This is a genomic window from Bacillus sp. C28GYM-DRY-1, from assembly GCF_030519405.1.
Classification (GTDB): domain Bacteria; phylum Bacillota; class Bacilli; order Bacillales; family Bacillaceae; genus Bacillus; species Bacillus spizizenii_A.
In genome coordinates, this window is sequence record NZ_JAUMKF010000002.1 from 1 (window position 1) to 19,583 (window position 19,583).

General features: G+C 40.4%; 19 protein-coding genes and 1 other RNA gene. 4 read left to right on the forward strand and 16 right to left on the reverse strand.

The features are described from left to right. Positions 1-172: 172 nt before the first annotated feature. From ssrA to secG, 5 genes are all read right to left on the reverse strand, one after another. Positions 173-534, reverse strand: a transfer-messenger RNA (tmRNA) gene (gene ssrA, locus Q3W56_RS02120). Positions 535-710: 176 nt separating this feature from the next. Further along, a complete protein-coding gene (gene smpB, locus Q3W56_RS02125) occupies positions 711-1,181 on the reverse strand; it encodes an SsrA-binding protein (protein WP_302894326.1) in 471 nt (156 codons plus the stop codon). A 144-nt stretch (positions 1,182-1,325) separates the two neighbouring features. After that, on the reverse strand, positions 1,326-3,665 hold the full coding sequence (rnr, locus tag Q3W56_RS02130; protein WP_268400623.1) for a ribonuclease R: 2,340 nt from the start codon (positions 3,663-3,665) through the stop codon (positions 1,326-1,328). Between the two features lie 18 nt (positions 3,666-3,683). Beyond that, on the reverse strand, positions 3,684-4,424 hold the full coding sequence (locus Q3W56_RS02135; RefSeq protein ID WP_302894327.1) for an alpha/beta hydrolase: 741 nt from the start codon (positions 4,422-4,424) through the stop codon (positions 3,684-3,686). 131 nt (positions 4,425-4,555) lie between these two features. Continuing rightward, on the reverse strand, positions 4,556-4,786 hold the full coding sequence (secG, locus tag Q3W56_RS02140; RefSeq protein WP_003220028.1) for a preprotein translocase subunit SecG: 231 nt from the start codon (positions 4,784-4,786) through the stop codon (positions 4,556-4,558). 150 nt (positions 4,787-4,936) lie between these two features. On the opposite strand from secG, the gene Q3W56_RS02145 reads away from it, so the two are divergent. Beyond that, positions 4,937-5,707 (forward strand): alpha/beta fold hydrolase, encoded by a 771-nt coding sequence (locus Q3W56_RS02145; RefSeq protein WP_302894328.1) that lies wholly within the window; start codon positions 4,937-4,939, stop codon positions 5,705-5,707. Between the two features lie 40 nt (positions 5,708-5,747). Here the strand turns inward: Q3W56_RS02145 and Q3W56_RS02150 are convergent, their stop codons facing one another. After that, positions 5,748-5,981 carry a helix-turn-helix domain-containing protein gene (locus tag Q3W56_RS02150; protein ID WP_003220031.1) on the reverse strand — a complete coding sequence of 78 codons (234 nt, stop codon included), beginning with the start codon at positions 5,979-5,981 and terminating at the stop codon, positions 5,748-5,750. Between the two features lie 150 nt (positions 5,982-6,131). Here Q3W56_RS02150 and rghR point away from each other — a divergent pair, with 150 nt between their 5' ends. From rghR to catR, 3 genes are all read left to right on the forward strand, one after another. Next, positions 6,132-6,539 (forward strand): transcriptional repressor RghR, encoded by a 408-nt coding sequence (rghR, locus tag Q3W56_RS02155; RefSeq protein ID WP_302894329.1) that lies wholly within the window; start codon positions 6,132-6,134, stop codon positions 6,537-6,539. A 28-nt stretch (positions 6,540-6,567) separates the two neighbouring features. After that, the gene (locus tag Q3W56_RS02160) at positions 6,568-6,987 is read left to right on the forward strand and encodes a helix-turn-helix domain-containing protein (RefSeq protein WP_268400620.1); all 420 of its coding nucleotides are present in this window, start codon (positions 6,568-6,570) and stop codon (positions 6,985-6,987) included. 90 nt (positions 6,988-7,077) lie between these two features. Next, positions 7,078-7,404, forward strand: a complete 327-nt coding sequence (gene catR / locus Q3W56_RS02165; RefSeq protein WP_019715738.1) for a catDE operon transcriptional regulator CatR — start codon at positions 7,078-7,080, stop codon at positions 7,402-7,404. Between the two features lie 211 nt (positions 7,405-7,615). Here the strand turns inward: catR and Q3W56_RS02170 are convergent, their stop codons facing one another. From Q3W56_RS02170 to Q3W56_RS02215, 10 genes are all read right to left on the reverse strand, one after another. Next, entirely contained in the window at positions 7,616-8,995 is a 1,380-nt protein-coding gene (locus tag Q3W56_RS02170; protein WP_302894330.1) for a HAMP domain-containing histidine kinase, read from the reverse strand. After that, positions 8,986-9,648, reverse strand: a complete 663-nt coding sequence (locus tag Q3W56_RS02175) for a response regulator transcription factor (protein WP_302894331.1) — start codon at positions 9,646-9,648, stop codon at positions 8,986-8,988. The genes Q3W56_RS02170 and Q3W56_RS02175 overlap by 10 nt, the downstream gene beginning before the upstream one ends. Positions 9,649-9,665: 17 nt before the next feature. Then, positions 9,666-10,436 (reverse strand): lantibiotic immunity ABC transporter MutG family permease subunit, encoded by a 771-nt coding sequence (locus tag Q3W56_RS02180; RefSeq protein WP_302894332.1) that lies wholly within the window; start codon positions 10,434-10,436, stop codon positions 9,666-9,668. A gap of 1 nt (position 10,437) precedes the next feature. Beyond that, a complete protein-coding gene (locus Q3W56_RS02185) occupies positions 10,438-11,193 on the reverse strand; it encodes a lantibiotic immunity ABC transporter MutE/EpiE family permease subunit (RefSeq protein WP_302894333.1) in 756 nt (251 codons plus the stop codon). Next, positions 11,190-11,906 (reverse strand): lantibiotic protection ABC transporter ATP-binding protein, encoded by a 717-nt coding sequence (locus tag Q3W56_RS02190; RefSeq protein ID WP_010328624.1) that lies wholly within the window; start codon positions 11,904-11,906, stop codon positions 11,190-11,192. The genes Q3W56_RS02185 and Q3W56_RS02190 overlap by 4 nt, the downstream gene beginning before the upstream one ends. Before the next feature lies 1 nt (position 11,907). Continuing rightward, complete coding sequence (locus Q3W56_RS02195; RefSeq protein WP_268550816.1) at positions 11,908-12,417, reverse strand: NisI/SpaI family lantibiotic immunity lipoprotein; 510 nt, start codon at positions 12,415-12,417, stop codon at positions 11,908-11,910. A gap of 473 nt (positions 12,418-12,890) precedes the next feature. Beyond that, complete coding sequence (locus Q3W56_RS02200; protein ID WP_003220055.1) at positions 12,891-13,061, reverse strand: gallidermin/nisin family lantibiotic; 171 nt, start codon at positions 13,059-13,061, stop codon at positions 12,891-12,893. A 73-nt stretch (positions 13,062-13,134) separates the two neighbouring features. After that, the gene (locus tag Q3W56_RS02205) at positions 13,135-14,463 is read right to left on the reverse strand and encodes a lanthionine synthetase C family protein (protein ID WP_302894334.1); all 1,329 of its coding nucleotides are present in this window, start codon (positions 14,461-14,463) and stop codon (positions 13,135-13,137) included. After that, positions 14,436-16,280, reverse strand: a complete 1,845-nt coding sequence (locus Q3W56_RS02210) for an ABC transporter ATP-binding protein (RefSeq protein WP_302894335.1) — start codon at positions 16,278-16,280, stop codon at positions 14,436-14,438. Before Q3W56_RS02210 ends, Q3W56_RS02205 begins: the two co-directional genes overlap by 28 nt. Beyond that, positions 16,271-19,363 (reverse strand): lantibiotic dehydratase, encoded by a 3,093-nt coding sequence (locus tag Q3W56_RS02215; RefSeq protein WP_302894336.1) that lies wholly within the window; start codon positions 19,361-19,363, stop codon positions 16,271-16,273. Before Q3W56_RS02215 ends, Q3W56_RS02210 begins: the two co-directional genes overlap by 10 nt. Between the last annotated feature and the right edge of the window lie 220 nt (positions 19,364-19,583).

The window sequence follows — 19,583 nt, forward strand, 5'->3', positions numbered from 1 at the left end:
AGCTGTTCACGCTGATCTTTTGAGTGTTTGGACAACATGGTAAAACCTCCAAAATCTAGATTCACTCATATTTTAACAAAAAAAGCGTGTCGATGAAGCCACTTATTGTGACTTTGTCGACACGCTGAAATAAAGCAGAACCCCTTAAGAGGTTCTGCTTTATTGTCAGTATGTATGGAGACGGTGGGAGTCGAACCCACGTCCAGAAACATCGATTACTTAAGCGTCTACGAGCGTAGCCTGCATATTTGTAGTTTCACTCATCTTCTTGCCTGCGGGCGGGCCTTCCGAGAGCTAGTCTGTTCATCTCTTCTTACGTTCTCAGACGGGAACGCAAGCGTAGCCTACTTGGATGTGCTCTTCACAGACACATAGGCAATGTCAGGAAGAGCTCGCTGCGCTTATTAGGCAGCTAATGCTACGTTTTGGTTAAAACTGTTAGTTTTGCCAGTTATATTTAGTGCGTGTTTACGAGATCGCCTCTCGGCTCGCAGCTCAAGCTCGATCCATCCCTGTCGAATCCGTAACGTCCCCTTGTTATAAGGGAAATACGGGAGAAAATATCAAGCTCTCACTCAAACTGGCTATAGTCTTATTATAACATGATCACGGCGCTTTTCAATTGTAAAATCCTTCAAATAAGCAGCATTATGATCTGTTCGTGAACACAGTATAGCACAGGCCTGATTTTTGAATCAAGCACTATGCCTTTAGAAGCCCTTTTGACTGTCTCTGAACGCTCTCTCGATTTCCCGCTTCGCGTCCTTCCGCTTCAGGTCTTCCCGTTTGTCATAGTTCTTCTTCCCTTTTCCAAGGCCGAGAAGCACTTTGGCAAAGCCGTTTTTGAAATACAGCTTCAGCGGAACGAGAGAATAGCCTTTTTCCTTTGTTAACCCGATCAGCTTATTAATCTCCTTGCGGTGCATTAACAGCTTTCTCGTCCGAAGCGGATCGTGGTTATAGCGGTTTCCCTGCTCATACGGGCTGACGTGCATATTGTGGAGAAACACTTCTCCCCGTTCGATTTTGGCGAAGGAATCCTTAAGGTTTACGCGGCCGGCACGAATCGACTTGATTTCAGTTCCTTGGAGAACGATGCCTGTTTCATAGGTTTCTTCTATAAAATAATCGTGATTGGCTTTCTTATTTTGAGATAATACTTTTCCTGACCCTTTTGGCATGCCAGAACCTCCTCTCTCTAAGGAAAAACTGTCCACCTTTTGCGATACGCTCTATTTTACCAAATGTCACGTACCGCTACAATGAAAAGCTGTTTCCGAAAGAAAGCAAATAGAGCACTGCGGCCCTATTTGCTGGTTGAGCTGCTATTTCTTCTTTTTCCGTTTCTGTTTCGGTGCATTTTGGAAGCCGCGTTTTTTCTTTTTCTTCTTTGGTTTTGTAAACCACTCACCTTTTTCCTCAGACGGAGCTGGAGAAACAGGTGTATTGGTGCTTTGGACGCGTTTTCTGGCAGGCTTTCCGCGTTTTCTGCTCCGGCTGCTGTCCAGTTCTCTCGGACGCCGCGGAGAGCCCTTCATGCCGACAATTTCAAAGTCGATGTTGCGCTCGTCTTTGTTGACATCGACGACCTTGACTGTGATTTCATCCCCGATACGGAAGACATTGCCTGTTCGCTCACCGATCATCGCAAAATGCTGTTCGTCAAAGCGGTAGTAGTCATCCGTCATAAAGCTGACGTGAACGAGGCCTTCGATTGTATTTGGCAGCTCGACAAACATTCCGAAGTTTGTCACAGAGCTGATCATGCCGTCAAACTCTTCACCGATTTTATCAAGCATGTATTCCGCTTTTTTCAAATCATCCGTTTCACGCTCGGCGTCAACTGCACGGCGCTCCATCGTTGATGTATGCTCGGCGATATCCGGCAGGCGTTCAGCCCACTTTTCCTGTGTCGCTTCATCGACTTTGCCGTTGATTAAATACGTTCTGATCAGACGGTGGACGATTAAGTCCGGGTAACGGCGGATCGGCGATGTGAAATGCGTATAGAATTCCGTTGACAGACCGAAGTGCCCTAAGCTTTGCGGGTCGTATTTCGCCTGTTTCATCGAACGGAGCATGACAGTAGATATCACTGTTTCTTCAGGTCTGTCACGCACAGCGTCCAGAATGCTTTGCAGCGCGCGCGGATGAATATCTCCCGCCGTTCCTTTCACCACATAGCCAAATGTCGTTACGAACTCTAAAAACTTTTGCAGCTTTTCAGCATTCGGCTCTTCGTGAATCCGGTATATAAACGGGACGTTCATCCAATGGAAATGCTCCGCTACCGTTTCGTTCGCCACAAGCATAAATTCTTCGATCAGCTTCTCGGCGACAGAGCGTTCTCTGATGACAACGTCTTTAACCGCCCCTTCTTCATCGACAAGCACCTTTGCTTCTTTGAAATCAAAATCAACGGCGCCGCGGTTCATCCGCTTATCGCGCAGAATTTGAGCCAGGCGCTCCATGTCTTTGAACATTGGTACAAGAGGCTCGTATTTTTGTTTCAGCTCTTCATCATCTTCAACAAGAATTTGATTCACATCTGAATACGTCATTCTTTCCGTTGTTTTGATGACACTTTGGAAGATCTCGTGCTCTGTCACCTGTCCCTGACTGTTAATTGTCATTTCACAAGAGAGGGTCAGGCGGTCAACCTTTGGATTTAAGGAACAAATGCCGTTTGACAGTCTGTGCGGTATCATTGGGATGACACGGTCAACCAAATACACACTCGTCCCTCTTTCTAGCGCTTCTTTGTCAATCGGCGAATTTTCGGTTACGTAATGGCTGACATCAGCAATGTGAACGCCAAGCTTGTAGCTTCCGTCATCAAGCTTCGTCACGGTAACTGCATCATCCAAATCCTTCGCGTCCGCACCATCAATGGTGACAATCACCTGGTCACGGAGATCACGGCGGTCTTTCAGATCTTTTTCATCAATTGTGTCAGGCGTACTTGATGCCTGTTCCATCGCATCAGCAGGAAAATCTCCCGGCAGGCCATGCTTATGAATGACTGATAAAATATCAATCCCCGGATCATTTTTGTGGCCGAGAATGGTTTCAATCTCGCCCTCTGCGTTCATGCGGCCTTCTGGATAGCTCGTCAGCTTGACAACAACCTTGTGTCCTTCCGCAGCACCGTTTTTCCCGTTTTTCGGGATAAAGATGTCGCTTGTGATTTTTTTGTCGTCCGGAATGACAAAGCCGAAGTTTCTTGTTTCTGTATACGTACCGACAACCCGCTGAATCGCTCTTTCTAAAATGCGGATGACAGTTCCTTCCTGCCTGGAGCCGCTTGACTGTGAATTCAGACGAACCATGACGATATCGCCGTTCATTGCCGTATTCAGCTCATTAGGCGGAATAAACACATCGCTTAACGACGTATCCTCAGGCAGTAAAAAGGCAAATCCTTTTGCATGTGCTGAAATCTTTCCTTTTATTAAATTCATCTTCTCCGGAATGCCGTAGCGGTCGCTTCTCGTCCGTACGATAAGCCCTTTTTCTTCCAAGGCGACTAACGCTTTGACGAGCTCTTTAAACTCCTCGGCTTCCGTAATATTTAACATCTCCTCAAGTTCCTGAACAGTCAGAGGCTTGTATGCCTCTTCCTTCATAAACGAGAGAAGCTTATCCATAAATGCTTCTTTTTCCATTATCCAACCTCCTGTTGATTACCAATCGAGCTTCTCTAAAAATTCATACACATCCTGATGGACGAGGTCCCGTTCTTTGTCTAGCGTAATGACATGGCCTGATTCCTCGTACCATTTCAGCTGTTTATCATCAGTTTCTACTTCGTTGTAAATAATATTGGCGCTTTCGGTATTAATCATGTGATCGTGACGTGCCTGCACCACAAATATCGGTGAATAAATCATATCGACATTGTTCCTCACATCGGCAATTAAGTCTTGCAGCGCCTTAAGAGTGTTCATCGGCGTTTTTTCGAATTCCTTCATTTCCTCTTCAATTTGCTCCGGGTTTTTCCCCTCGAATTTTTTGTAATTGCGAGCGTATGAAAGGACGCCCTGATACATGACCTCTTCACTCTTAATATGCATCGGTGCGCACATTGGAACAATTCCCTTTATGGGTACAGTGTAACCCAATTTCAGCGAAAAAACCCCGCCAAGCGACAGTCCGCAGGCAGCAATGCTCTCATAGCCCTCAGATTTCAAGTATTCATAGCCATCCATCACGTTTTTCCACCAGTCTTCAGGCCCCGTATGTACTAGTTCTTCAGGGGGCACGCCGTGTCCTTCATATTGAGGGGCGTGGCACGTATAGCCCCGTTCATTCAAGTAACGTCCCAGCATTCTTACATCCGCTGTATTTCCTGTAAAGCCATGCAGCAAAAGCACCGCTTTGTCTCCGCCTTTAAATGTAAATGGTTTTGGTGTCACAACTTTCATGCTCATGTCTCCCTTTCTATCTGCACGATCATTTTAGTTTTCCACAGTTTGATCAGAAAAAAACGCTCTGAATATCAGCCAGAAACGTGAAAAAGGCCTGACTTTACATCAGACCTTATACAAACATTGCCCTATAGGATATAAGCAAGCGCAATCGTTAACACGAAAAACAAGACTGCCAGCACAACAGTGATGCGGTGCAAAATCAAATCAAGACCTCTTGCTTTTTGTTTCCCGAAGAGCTGCTCCGCTCCACCTGAAATCGCACCAGATAATCCGGCGCTTTTACTGGATTGAAGCAAAACGACAATAATAAGTGCAATGCTGACGATAACCAATAAGGTAATCAAAACCGCGTGCATCCCATACACCTCCAGACTCACTGGCCTACATTACTTCTATTTTACATGAAAAGGGTTGGCATGTCACGCTGTATCAGACGCCAAAAGGCGGGATAATACGTTTGATCTTGGTTACCCTATTCATATGAAAAGGCCAAAAGGAGAAAAACAATGCCCCTTATCAGCATAGCCAGCAAAAAACATCTTTATTATGAGGAATATGGACAGGGAACTCCTATCATCTTTATCCACCCGCCGGGCATGGGGCGCAAGGTTTTTTATTATCAACGCCTTCTATCCGAGCATTTCAGGGTGATTTTCCCCGATTTAAGCGGCCACGGTGACAGTGATTACGCGGATCAGCCCGCCTCGATTTCTTATTACGCTAACGAGATTTTGCAATTCATAGACGCTCTGCATATTGATAAGGCTGTGTTATTCGGGTATTCCGCCGGCGGCTTAATTGCGCAGCATATCGGCTTTACCCGCCCGGACAAAGTGTCTCATCTTGTTCTATCCGGCGCTTACCCCGCTGTACAGAACGTAATCGGAGAGAAGATTCACAAGACGGGGATGTATCTGCTCGAGAAAAACGCCGGTTTGCTCATAAAAATCCTTGCCGTCAGCCACACAAAAAATCAAGAGCTTCGGCACATATTGACAAGCCATATGAAAAAAGCAGACCTAGCCCATTGGCATCAATATTATCAGGATTCGCTCCGCTATAACTGCATTGGACAGCTGCCCCATTTACACATGCCAATGCTGTTTATGTATGGCGGCCTGCGGGACTGGACCTTCCCAGCTTCAAGCTATTACCGCAAAGCTTGCAGCCATGCCGAATTTTTTAGATTGGAATATCAGGGACATCAGCTGCCTACCAAACAATGGAAAACATGCAACGAACTGGTGACAGGGTTTGTGTTGACACATCATTCATAGGGATAGAAAACGCTTGGTCTCCTTGCGTTTTTTGTTTCTCTTATTGACTTTTGTCAATAAAATCATAGTAAAAAAGATCCTCAAATTTCAAATTAAAATAGTGAAGCATTTTACCGATCACAAGCTGCCCCGGCCGTCTTTCTCCATTCAGCACGCGGCTAAGTGTGGCGGGTGAGACTCCGATTTCCAGCGCAAGCTGATTAAGGGAATAATCATTATTGACCATATACTGCAAGACATAATCACGTCTAATCTGAATCTTTTCTACTGGCACTTTCCTCACCATCCATTCCTGGAAAACTTTTTCTATGCTTTTACATTACGGCTTATGTTAACTTTTGTCAATACATTTCCAGCCTACCTATTCCCTTTAGTCAATAAACATACTAAAATATGAGTAACAGTGAGGGACGGGGTGAGATACATGGAAAGCTTTGGCGAACAATTGCGGGCATTGCGTGAAGAGAGAAAATTAACAGTCAACCAGCTGGCGACTTATTCAGGCGTAAGCGCAGCCGGCATCTCCAGAATCGAAAACGGCAAACGGGGCGTTCCCAAACCTGCCACCATAAAAAAACTGGCGGAAGCTTTAAAAATTCCTTATGAAGGGCTTATGTATAAAGCAGGTTATATCGAAGAAGTGCATGAAGCCAGGGCTCCTTATAAAACAAAGTGCAAGCTGCTTGAAAAAGCGGAGGCCTATGACCTGAAAAACCTTGCTCTTCTTAAGGATGAAAAGTGGCAATATCTCAATAAAGAAGATTTGCTCATGCTGGATCATTATTTCTCGTTTATTTCAGACGAAGCCAAAAAACGGTCTGATGATGACTAACTTTTGATAGAAATGTGAGGCGATCACCATGTCACCGTTCGGACAGCAATTACGGGAGCTGCGCCGCGCCCGCAAACTGACAGTGAATCAGCTTGCGGTATACTCAGGCATAAGCTCCGCCACCATTTCCAAAATTGAAAACGGCAAGCGGGGCACGCCAAAACCTGCCACTATCAAAAAATTGGCGGCCGTACTCAAAGTTCCCTACGAAAACCTGATGGCTGCCGCAGGCCATATTCGGCCCTTTCCAGAAGAAATCCGCGAAGCTTCGGAAAGCTATCAGTCCATATATGACATTTATCAAACGGCTGTCATTCGCGGAGCGGAGCACCTCCCGATTTTCAATAGCCAAAAATGGGGATATCTCTCAAAGCAGGATATTGAAAATCTCAGCAAATACTTCGATTTTTTAGCCTCGGAAGCAAAAAAACGAACCTCTACTTCTTAATTCCTTATATCTTTTCTCCATATTCTCAGTCACGCATGCATACCTTCCCTCGTTATTTGCGTTATAATAGTGTCAGACGAGGTGAAAAGTATGAACCAATCAGAAATGTGTCCTAGATTTGAAAAAGCAGTCGACATCTTGAGTAAACGCTGGGTCGCTTTAATCGTATTTCAGCTTTTGAACGGATCGCAGCGATTTAGCGAAATTGAAGCAGCACTTCCAAATCTAAGTGGCAGAGTTCTGTCAGAACGGCTGAAAGAACTTGAGCTTGAAGGAGTGGTGAAGCGGGAGGTCATCCCTGAAACGCCGGTTCGCATCGAATATTCATTGACCGATAAAGGAAAGGCGTTAGCCCCCATCTTGGGTGAGATTTCTAAATGGGCGACGGATTGGATTGACCCTTCCTTTCTTGACTAATTGCTAAAACGGTTCTGATCTCAAAGGCGAGAAAAGAGCCGTTTTTATTTTTCATTTGCCAGGTGAAAAAACGATTTCTCAGCCGATACATAGTAGAACCATACATCGCGTTTTTAGCCGAAAAGCTTGAACAGCTGGCGAAAGAGCTTCATGCGAAGATGGATCAGTTCACCATTCTAAAAATAACCCACGTCCAGATAGGACGTGGGCTTTATTCGTTTCTTAAGGGTATTTTTACTCCAACCTCTGCACCACCCGCTATAGTGTTCCCAAGAGTAAGTTCTCCATTATGAAGATTCACTGCATTTTTTGCAAAAGTCAACCCCATTCCATAATGACCTTTAGAATGACGGCTCTTGTCATCCATATAAAAAAGTTCTGTGGCTTTTTCTAACCCCATTTCCGAAAAACCCTTTCCTGTGTCTTTTACCAAAAAATAAAATATCTCAGAATCGCATTTTGCATGTACTGAGACGGTGCCGCCTTCCGGTGTATAGTCAACTGCATTTGTTAAGATATTCAATAATGCCCTATGTAACAATTGCCAGTCTATTTTCGCTTCTTCCATTAGATTTTCTTTTTTGAACGAAATGTTTATCTTTTTATTTCCTTTATAGGCGGATATATCTTTCTGTAACGTTTCTGTCAGCTTCTCTACAGATGCTTTCTCAAAATGAACCGTTAAGGCATCCTCTGTTTTCGATAGGTGAATGAGCTGATAAATATATTGTTCAATTTGATTTCCTGCTCCAAGAATATATTTTGTATACTCAGCTTGTTCTTCGTTTTGTTTTGACAAGCTGAGTAATTCAGCATTTCCCTTAATAATCGTAATCGGAATCTTGATGTCATGCGCCAAAGCGCCTATTTGTTCTTTTTTGTTTTTTTCTAAACGCCACTGTGCCTCAAGTGAGGACTGAAGTGCATCTCTCATTTCAATCAAGGAGTCAATCACATCATCGAATTCCTTAATATGTGTAAATTCGGGAGTGAATTGCAAATTTTGCTCTTTTATATATCGGGTGATGACGTTCAATGTCTCAAAATGTTTTCTTAATCGATTCGCGAAGTAAGTTGTTATAATAGAAATAACTATAATGAGCAAGATAATCAAAATACAAAGACTTGTTAATTCATAGTTGGGAAGGTATTTTCTTAGTAAAGGCGAACTGAAATCCGCTCGTAATGAATATTGCAAAACGCAATATTCATTACCTCTATCAATCACCAAATATCCTTTTTGCCTATAATTTACATACGGTTTTTTTTCAATCTTCTTTTTGACCAGCTGCAGATCTTTTTCTTGAATAGTTCCAGCTGTTTTTTGTTTTGTTTCTTTGTTAAGAATGGCATATGACATTGTATCGGGAATCATATCGGCAGTTACTTCGTCGATGGTTTCCAGCTTCGGCGCAAGTTTTTCCGCTTCCCGTTCATTATAATTCGCTGGGTGTGAGAAACCTGTATTCATCGCGATCGTATTCACAAAAATATATAGCAGTGCAAGTACGACCAAGCTCACACATAGGGTCACCATATACTTTACCAGTTCTCTAAGAAGCGTTTTCCGGCCCTTAAAACCTATTCCCATTTGTACCCAACGCCCCATACCGTTTTGATGGGATCTGCATGATGCTCTTTACATTTTTTTCGAATCGTTCTGATAAATTCTGTAATGGTTGAATACAAGGCATTCCCCTCTATTCCGTATATCTCCTCGTAAATTTGTTCTCTTGAAAAAGTTCTTCCTTTATGCTGAGCCAAAAATTCACAGATTTTATATTCATTTTTTGTTAGGTTGAGTTTGTTGTTATTGATAAATACCTCTTTACTATCAAAATCAAATAAAAAACCGGAGATCACTCTCTTCGATTGGTGTTTATCTCTCTGTTCCCTTCTTAAGTGAGCATTCACTCGGGCACTAAGCTCTTTAACGCCGAACGGCTTTGTAATATAATCATCTCCGCCGGTAATAAGCCCTTTTACTATCGCTTCCTCTTCCGTTTTAGCTGTGAGGAATAAAATGGGACAATCAACCAAAGGCCGTATTTGTTCACATAACTCAAATCCGTCAATATCCGGCATCATTACATCTAGCAAAATTAAATCATATCCTTGAAATACATCGGGCGGCTGTCCATGAACGTGCTCTAAAATGTCAACTTGATGCTGGTCACGGCGCAGAATATTTTGTATCAGGACAAGAATATCTTTTTCATCATCGACAGCAAGGATTTTTGCCATTTCCCGGCCCCCTCATACTATTCAAATGTTTTTCTGCCTTCCCATTTACTAAACCAAATAAGACTGGCAATAATTGTACATATTATACCAAAAACCATGATCAATACACCTGAATGTATTTCATGCATTAACAAAGGGTGATTCCCTTGATTTACTTCTTTAAAGTGAAGTAATCCATGTAAATCTGACAATCTAATCCCCCAAGCCCACGGGTTATATTTCCATATCGCATCGCCTAGTCCAGTGTTCATTAGAGCTGTCATGAGCAGGCCGGCACCTCCTATCAGGACAGAAGCTCCCATTCCAAACATACAGCTGATAAAAAAGTAAATACAATATAGGACTACACTGCCCGCAACTAGCCAGGCACCACCCATTATAAACATATCGTAAGACAAATCCGGCACGTTTAAAATAAACTTTAGCCCTATGAAATAGATCAATAGCGCTAAACCAATAGAGAAAACCTCCATGATAAGCAGCATGAACAATTTACTGACATAAGCAATCACTTTTGGAGCAGTGCTCCCTAGTAACACATGAAATTTCCCCGCCTGTTCTTCTAAGGTTGCAGTCATTCCGCACAGCACCCCGATGAGCAGCGGCAATGCTACTCCAATAGCTTCCATAAAAGACTTATACAAGTGAAATTGGCTTTGATCTCTCCCATAAAAATAGAGGATCAATACGCATGAACAAACGATAGGAATAATAAAATGCAGCCACATAAAGGAGGTGTGCTTGGTTTTCTGGAAATCAGCTTGTAAACACCTCACAAGCAATCTCACCTTACATCGCCCCCTGCTTTTTTGTTCTGTAATCGATGGAAGGAGCAAATGAACGGCTAGTGAAAAATGCAAGTATCAAAAATAACAGAATAGAAATCACTATAGCAGGTGGGACGACCAGCCAACTCAATAAAGGATCATTATTCTCAAGCAGCAGGCCATTAGGGTGAATACCAATAGTTGGAGCCATCATTCGAATTGGCCAGCTCCACGGAATGAACCACCAAAAGGCACGAGATGCCGGCATAACACCGAGAACTAGCGTCCCTATGAAATTTAACATTACCGCCATTGTAAATCCCCACTTTTTTGCCACAAATAAACAGAGCGGAATTTGCCAAAGACTTGTCAACCAAAGCAATAAGCTTGCAGCGATTGTAGAAAGCGTAATAATGGCAAAATCAGCTATAACGAATCCCATGAGTAACATAAAAATCAAAAATACAATCTGAGATAATAGTGAATAAATGACAATAATGATAATTTTAGCATACCATACTTTCCCCAGATTTATAGGCAATGAATACGTCCCATTATAATCGGAGGCCTTTTTTTCTTTTTGATGAGATAAAGAACAAAATAAAGCAATCATTACCGGCATAAACAAAATAGACCACCAGTTATAAGTGCCTGATACAAAAAACTGAACGTTCATTAAAAAAGAAAAACCTATATTAAGAAGAGGTACAAAGATAATCATTTTTCTGGAAAACGTCCTCTTAAACTTTAGGTTTTCGGCTTTTATATAATTTATCATCTTTTGACACCTTCTTTTTCACGGCTTGCCTTTACCACTTCCATAAACAAGTGCTCCAAATCATCCGCCTCGTTTATTTTCCCCTCGTACCCGAGATGACCGCCGACGATAATGCCGATATGGTCTGCAATTTGCTCTACTTCTGAAAGAATGTGACTAGATAAAATGACCGTGATTCCCTCCTGAGGAAATGAGCGAATAAGGTCTCTAAGTTCCTGTATTCCTATTGGATCTAACCCGTTCGTAGGTTCATCAAGAATTAATAATGTAGGGTGATTTAATAGGGCGATTGCAATTCCAAGCCGCTGCCTCATTCCCATCGAAAACTGCCCTGCTCTTTTCTTCCCAGCATGCAGCATATCCACAGTCTTTAGCACACTGTGTATGCGATCTTCGGGAAGGCCGAGCAGCGTGGCATGTACTTTCACATTTTCAAATGCTGTTAAATTATCATAAAGAGGCGGAGATTCTATTAACGATCCGATATTTTGCAGATCAGATCGTTTCCATTTATGTCCGTCAAAGAAAACCTCACCTGACGTTTTCCGTAAAATTCCCGTTAAAATTTTTAGGGTTGTCGATTTTCCAGCTCCATTTGGTCCCAGCAGACCGTAAATGCTGTTTTTTTGAACAGTTAGTGAAACATCTGAAACAGCTGTTTCTTTGCCAAACCTTTTTGTAAGACTTTTGGTTTCTAATAAGACTGTACTCATGTCACTCTCTCCCTTGTTCCGTTTCATTCTTTATCAAGACCGCTCGATAATACTCACGATTAAACTCAACAATGATTTCCTCGTTGACATCAGTTTCCTCGTTTGTACTGTAAACCTTCCCATAGCGCAAAGGTTTTTTCTCTCTGATTTCATCCGGGTCATTAGAGATATACGGTTCTTTTAGTTCTTCTTCCGACCATCTCTTTCCATCACCATCTACAAAGAAAGTTTGGCCTATAGCCCCTATTACTTTTCCTTTTTTGTCTTCATCAACTTTGTCTTTCAGCTGATAAAGTTTATCGTCATAGACCACTTGATCGAGTTTTCCCTTATCAATCAAGCTCTCCATTGTTTCAGATGTCTCGTTTTCGTTATCATCAGTAAAATGCATTGTTTTTTTCGTTTCTTCAACAACTTTATCTTTAAACTTTGTGAATGATTGACAAGCCGATAACGTACATAAAACAATGAAACAGCCTAACAGGTTTACACATCTTTTCAAAAACAACATACACCACCTCAACCTTATGAAATTTCCCAATCGCTGTTAATTACCGACTTTATTTAGCCATATGAAGATGTTTTTTTACCGGATGCAGACCATTCTAGAATACTTTTATCAAAATTTAATCAAAAAACATTTCCAAGTGGAAACTTTAGGCATTTGGGGGGCCAGCTCCACGATCACATGCCAAATAAAAAAAGTGTGATCAGATCACACTCCTCACTCTAGACAAAACTATTCATCTCCAAACTAAAATGATTGTCTTCAACTATTCTTAACTAAAATCCCTGTTAAGAACCCTTGATTCATTCATCTCTTGTCAATGGTCCCTTTATCCCCCATGAAGCTGAATATAAAAATCGGGTGTGAGATATAACTCTTTCACACCCGTTGCTTTTCACATGTCTCAACTCTAAAAGATAAGTATGTATAACACTCAGAAGTGCAAGGAGTCGAGGCAAAGTGATTAGTGGTTTTACTTATTTAGAGATTTTGCAGTTACAAGTAAGTGTTTGTAGGAAGCAAGTTTGCAATGCACCCGTTACACATCCTGGTGTGCAAAGTGATTCACTTTTCCATTGAGGAGTGATTTTAGAGTCTTGTTTAGAGACTTTTACAACATCCAAATCGAAATCATCGAACTTTGACATATTGGTCACCTCCTTTCAATACCTATATAGTAACGGAAAAATATCAAGATTTTATCATTTTTTCCTTTTTTTATTAAATTAATAATGCTTTTGTCCAATCTGTTTTTGATCCTAATTCCATATTTAACATCCCTAACCCTACACCTACAGCGCCATCCAACAGACCAACGTACTGCAAAGGCACCACTTCGTCCCCTTCCATTGATTCATAGTTATGGAATCCAAAGATATAATCCTTGTCGTAGAAGCTCATAATCTTTTGTTTGATTTCTTGAAGCTCTTCCTTAAAATACTCTTGTCCGGTGAGTTGATTGACGGCCAGCATAATCTGACCGATACCGCTATAACCATGGCATACGGTAGGTGAATAAATTCCCTTTATATCAGATATTGTGTATCTTAAATTTTGCACTCCGATATTTAAAAGTTCAGGATTTTGAAGTGCTTTTCCAGCTTTAACAATCGCCAGACATACACCAGGTCTCCCATAACACCAAGCATCTCTGCTAAAATTGACTGCGTTAGGCGGAGATCCGTTTTGATACTCCTCAAAGCTAATAATTCCCTTCCAAAACAAGCGGTCTTGCTCTTCTTTTTCGGAAAATCGCAGTAGGAAGTCCACCATTTTTTCAATCGCGCGTTCTTGCCCCTTTACTTCAATTCCCTGCATGAGTGCTGAAGACAGAACACAAATAGGACCAGGTATTCCATGTGCTAATCCCATATTAAAATTGCCGTTAGGATAAGCTTTTTTTTCAATATCAGTAAACTGATGTTGAGAAGGAATATGCCACCCAGGAACTGTTTCTCCAACTACGGTAATGTCTTCGGTTAACCTAACCAGATAGGTTAACATATCAATTAACAAATCTCCCATAGCCTTATCTTCTTGAAATAACAGCAGATAGCTTGCAATGCCGCTAACTCCTTCTATCACATCATAGTCACTCATATACACTTGCCGCTGCTCAAAATCAGCAAGCAATTGAGGTACAGTTTCAGCCAAATAGTCGTTAATACTAGAAATCAAACCATTATAATAGGTGAAACGTTGCGATAAACAGACTGCTGCCAGCCCAATACCAGCTGCTCCAGAAAACATTGAAGGAGTATGCAGCCCTTTTTCTTTTATTTCATTTACTAAAATTGACAAATATTGATGTCCTAGGTCGTCCCATCCTTCCTCAGGAAAATGGGCGTGCAATTCGGCATACAGCATGCAAATGCCAGGTATCCCGTGACTCAAAGCAGTTGACTTCCAAGGGATCAGCGGAACTTCACCGATGCTGCGAAAATTATCTTTTTGATTCACTATTTCAAGCACTTTATCGTAATTAGAAATTTGACGAGCCATTTCTTTCACAATTTCAACTTCTATCCTTGATACAGTGCCTCTTTCCATTTGGTGCCTTCCTCCTCTAATGGATTCATATAGTTCTCGGATTCATCCATTTTTTTATATAGCTGGCATGTTTTTAATAGCTCTTCATGTGATCCTATTCCTACAATTTCTCCTTCATCCATTACAATGATTCGATCTGCAAGTTTGGCAGCAACTAATCGATGGGAAATAAAGATTCCTATTTTATCTTTTGACAAGCTGAAAAAAGTATCAAAGGTTTCTTTTTCTGCAATTGGATCCAGCGCAGAACTAGGCTCATCCAAAATATACAAGGAAGCCTCCCTAAAATAAGCTCTTGCCAAAGCAATCTTTTGCCATTGTCCGCCGGATAACTGTCTTCCTTCATCAAACCATAGTCCGAGCTGTGTATCGAATTGATAGGAAGAATGGCTTTTTAAGAAATCGGCCTTTACAACATCGAGAACCTCATGCATTTTGTTTGTTTGATGTAGTTTATCAATTTGTCCGAATCCTATATTTTCTTTTAATGTCATTTCGTATTTCATAAAGTCTTGAAATAGCGCTGCAATTTGGTTCATATAACTTTCCATATCCAGTTCTTTAATATTTGTTCCATTAATCAAAATGTCGCCCTGCTGAACTTCATATAGGCCGGTAAGGAGCTTAATGAATGTACTTTTCCCTGATCCGTTTGGCCCGACAATGGCTACACGTTCTCCTTTATGCAAGGAAACGTTAATATGTTTCAGTGTCTGTTCTCCTTGGTTGGGATAGATAAAGCTGACATTTTGAAAAACAACAGAATGAATAGGCTCAACAATTGGCTTCTTGTGACCTTGACTTTTCTCTTCTTTTAATTCCAGAAATTCATACAATTGATTCATATAGAGATTGCTGTTATAGATCGAATAAATGCTTGTCATGATAGATTGTGAGTGATTTTGCACCAGCGAAACCGATCTGATATAGCTCATTACATTACCGACCATTATTTTTCCCGCAAAAGCAGACATGATGGCAATAAAAATAATGACAGCTCCAACTAATTGCACTGCAATCTCATATATGAGGTTCAAATACGTTTTCTTTCTTAATATCTTTGTATCTTGTTCTATAAATGATTTTTTGATATCCCAGTACTTGTTTAACAAATAATCCTTGAGGTTATACAATTTTAATTCTTTAAAAGAAAAGTCATGTGTGAGTATATAGCTGATATACCAAGACTTTCTTTCCTTTCCTGCCCTTTTCCAGTGTATGAAAAATTCTTCCTGGCCAATTTTCAAGAAATAGAAAAGAGAAATGACCGGAATAACCAACAACAGGAGTGACACTTTAGGATTCCATGACATCAAAAACGCAATTGATGAGAGCAGCGTCACAAAGGATGTGATCATTGTAATGATGGCTTGAATAATCTGATAGGGCTTATAACTGATTTCTTTCGTTACCCTCTCTAACTTGTCATATATTTCCGGGTTTTCAAAGTCCTTGAGAGCTAAATTACTGCTCTTTTTCATAACTTTATAGTTGAGCTTATAACCAATATTTAATTGAAATTTGCCATTATAAAATTCAGAAACCTGCGAAATGAGCTCCGAAAAAAAAGATACCCCTAGATATGTCAAGAAAATGGTGATAACAATTGACACATCTTTCCGGATCGTCACAAGGGAATTAATCAGTTCTTGTGAAATATATAGTGAAACAATTGGCAGAATACCAGTAATAATGCTGAATACTATCAACTTTAAAAACAGTGATCTTTCTAAGGTGAAAATCAACTTGAACGTCTTAGGCATTTGTTTCATGATAAACAGCAGCTCTTTTAGCTTCAGTTGTTCCTTTACTTCCATACTAAACTACCATTCATCTTGTGATATCGTTGCGCATATAAAGAATGTCTGCATAGGGTAAGAATTTTATTTTCTAGTTCTCTGTCAGTTCCGAATAAACGATTGCAATGCAGATGGATGACACTTCCTATGCGTGAATAAATCTCATCTTTGTTATCAAATGCCTGTTTGATTAAACTTGCATAATGAGCTGCGGCCATTTTTCTTGCTTTCAACGTTTCATATAGTATTCTGCCATCACTTGTTTTCTTGAGATGATCCCAATCTCGATCAGAATTGCACATCTCAATATACAGTTCTCGATCCTTTTTAAATTCAGTACGATACTCATTCTGCAAGGAATTTCTCTCTAAAAAAGTTAACTGTTCTTCAAACGTTAGCTCGAACTGTTCTAAAAACTGTATAACCGAAACCATGCCTGCAATTTCCTTGCTTATCGTAATATCTTTCATCCGGTGCATTCTAATTATCGTTTCAACAACTTTGCTGTCTTCACAGAAAAGCTGTTCTGCAGCCTCCATAAGGCTTAGCCCGCCATATCGTTCTATCTCCCGCTCGTATTGAGTGATAACAAACTCTGAAACCAGCCCTTTTTCTCTTAAGCTTTTCAGCCAATTCAATAGTTGAGGAAACAAGCTGTACAGCACTTCGGCTTTTCCATTCAATCTAAATCTTACATGAGGCTTTGGATCCCGATACCTCATAAAGAAATGTCTGACTGGATATTGATCAGAAATCTGGTTATAAAGATCCGCTATTTCAAAAGCAATTAACTCTTCTTCCCTTGTTTGTTTACAATAAAGCTTAATAAACAGCCAATCTTCAAATGGCATTTTTATTCTGTCGGAACCACTTTCCTCTATTGCGTTAAGAATCGGTAAACTCAATGGTTTTTCTGGCTGTTTTCTGAGCAGCGGAACGACGATTTCACCAGAATAGACATGTTGGTCTCTATCCATCAATGCATCTTCATCATGCTCAGCAGCAATAAGTTGTAATGGCTGGTTATGGTCCGTTTTTTTCAGTTCCCAGAAAAAAACCTCCAAAGTACGTTCATCCTCTATATCAATCAATAATCGATTGTCTGCGTTAACGATATAAAATGTTTGCGGCAGTTCATAAGTACGATGAAATTCAAAAAAAGCAGATTTCATCTCTTCTAGTGATGAATTCGAGTGCATGCTTACATCACTTTTGTATATCAGCCATTGTTCGCATGATAAGGTTATCTCTTTATATTTGATTTCAGGGATATACTTGAAATCACTATAGATGCCAACCCAAGGGAAGTCACTCCATTTTCTTTTTCCGTCCCTTGAAATTTCTAATAAGAATCGTATAGCGTTTGTCATTAACAACGGATTAAACATATGATTTGATTCAAAAGACAGAATTTCGCCAGTTGTTTTATGTCTAGCATAAAAGATATCGTTCTTATTGATTCCAATTAGAATATCTTCTGCTTTGACGGAATCATTAAGATGCAGAGCGCTATTCGTAAAAAGAGACATTTCTTTTTCTCGGTAGCTTACATTTCTTGTTACATTTCCAGACCTGACCTGATTAGGTACAATACTCAACTCACAAACTTTCGAATGTTTCTCTGTTAACTCTTTCTCCTTGTTATGTAAGGCCTCTATGACTCCACTGATTGAATCAGACATATAGGAAAACCTGCCAAATGTTTTCCCTGCGCGGGTTGACCCCACGTTAGGGCCTAAATAAAGCATGACTTTCCCATTTCGTAATTTAACAAAGAAATTGAGCTCAAGTGATAAAGGGATCTCTTCATCAGAAATGGTAGCGTTGCATATGCTATGGAATGTTTCGTCATTTAATTGAATAGGAGCTTTCTTTCTAACTGATTCAAAATACTTTTTCAGGAAAAATTGTTTCATTTCAGGTGAAAATTGATCCGGAAATGATGTTTCTTCAAAGAATTCATTAGCAGGATTCGTATAGGTAGCAGGCGCACCGATGCCAGCGTTTGAACAAAGCATTTCTAAAAGCGGAACTTCTCTTTCATATCCATAGCGCTCCAAAAAAACATGTTTGTACTTTTCTAAGTGGTCTACATTCTTCGCGGAGGGAGAAGCCATATAAGTAAACATGCTGGCCAATTCACTTATGGCAAGAGATGTTTCATGATCTAGTTGAATAGAGGAGTCTGCTAATCCAGCGTCTACTTGCAGAGGAGATGATGTCTTTATGAGTTTATCCATTGTTTCAATCAGATTTACATACTGATGCTCCCCCTCTCCGATCGCGATTCGATTATATGTATCTATCTGATATTGAATGTCCTTACAAGCCTGAATGAGATCATTCGGAATATGGCTGTTTTCCGCTTGAACAATTACATACTGAAATTGATCTGAAACAGTCATCGGCGGACGTAAATTTGATATCAAGAACTCTTTGTCAATAAGGTCTGTTACATACTGATTAATTTTATTGATTGGGGTATTTGGATAGTTATCTACCAAACAACGGATCATATCTTGATAAGCAGCAGATTCACCACAAAGTTCTTTTACCAAATGGAAAACCGAAGTCGCCCGAACACTGACTTCTTCAGATTTTCCATCTGTACTGTACAACAAGTAAGCCCGGTCACCTTTCATATAGCAAGCGGAATTTAATGTGAAAGAAAGCCGATCGGTGTATTCATTTTCCAATTTTCTAATGAGTTGATAGAGCCACTTAAAATCAACCCGAGCCTTTTTGTAAAATGAGTGTTGGTCAAAAGACAATTGATTTTTATTGGCGAAAGACCCTATTCCCACCGAAGAAAAAAGGCCAAAAGGTGTGGTTCTCGTTGCTCTTCTTGTTGCATACTTCAAAATAGCCTGCTGAAAGTTGCGCTTTTTTTTCCCTTTTAATTTATTCGGCGATTGCAGGAAAGTATGTATTGTTTCGTAAAGCGTCCTGCTGGATACCAGTATTTGTTCACGAAACAATGAATCGTTGCAAAGGTCATATAATAACTGATCGATATCGTGAGAATTCTCATTTTTTAAGTCTTGATGTACTAAAGGAATCCGAATCATATAATGATCTATAGGTGTATATAAGGATTTCATATTATTCTATAGCCCCCCATATTTATCCACTTTATATAATAACAACAATTCTACATCTCTCTGCAGAGTCCTCCATTTTATTCTATTTAAACCAAAATTATTACAATACTCTACTTTATACTTTACATTCTAAAAATCAAAAAAATATCAAGTTCCTCCCAGTAAATACCATAAAAAAAGGGCTCTTTTCCCTCTCAGAAAAGAATCCTTTTTGCTTAAC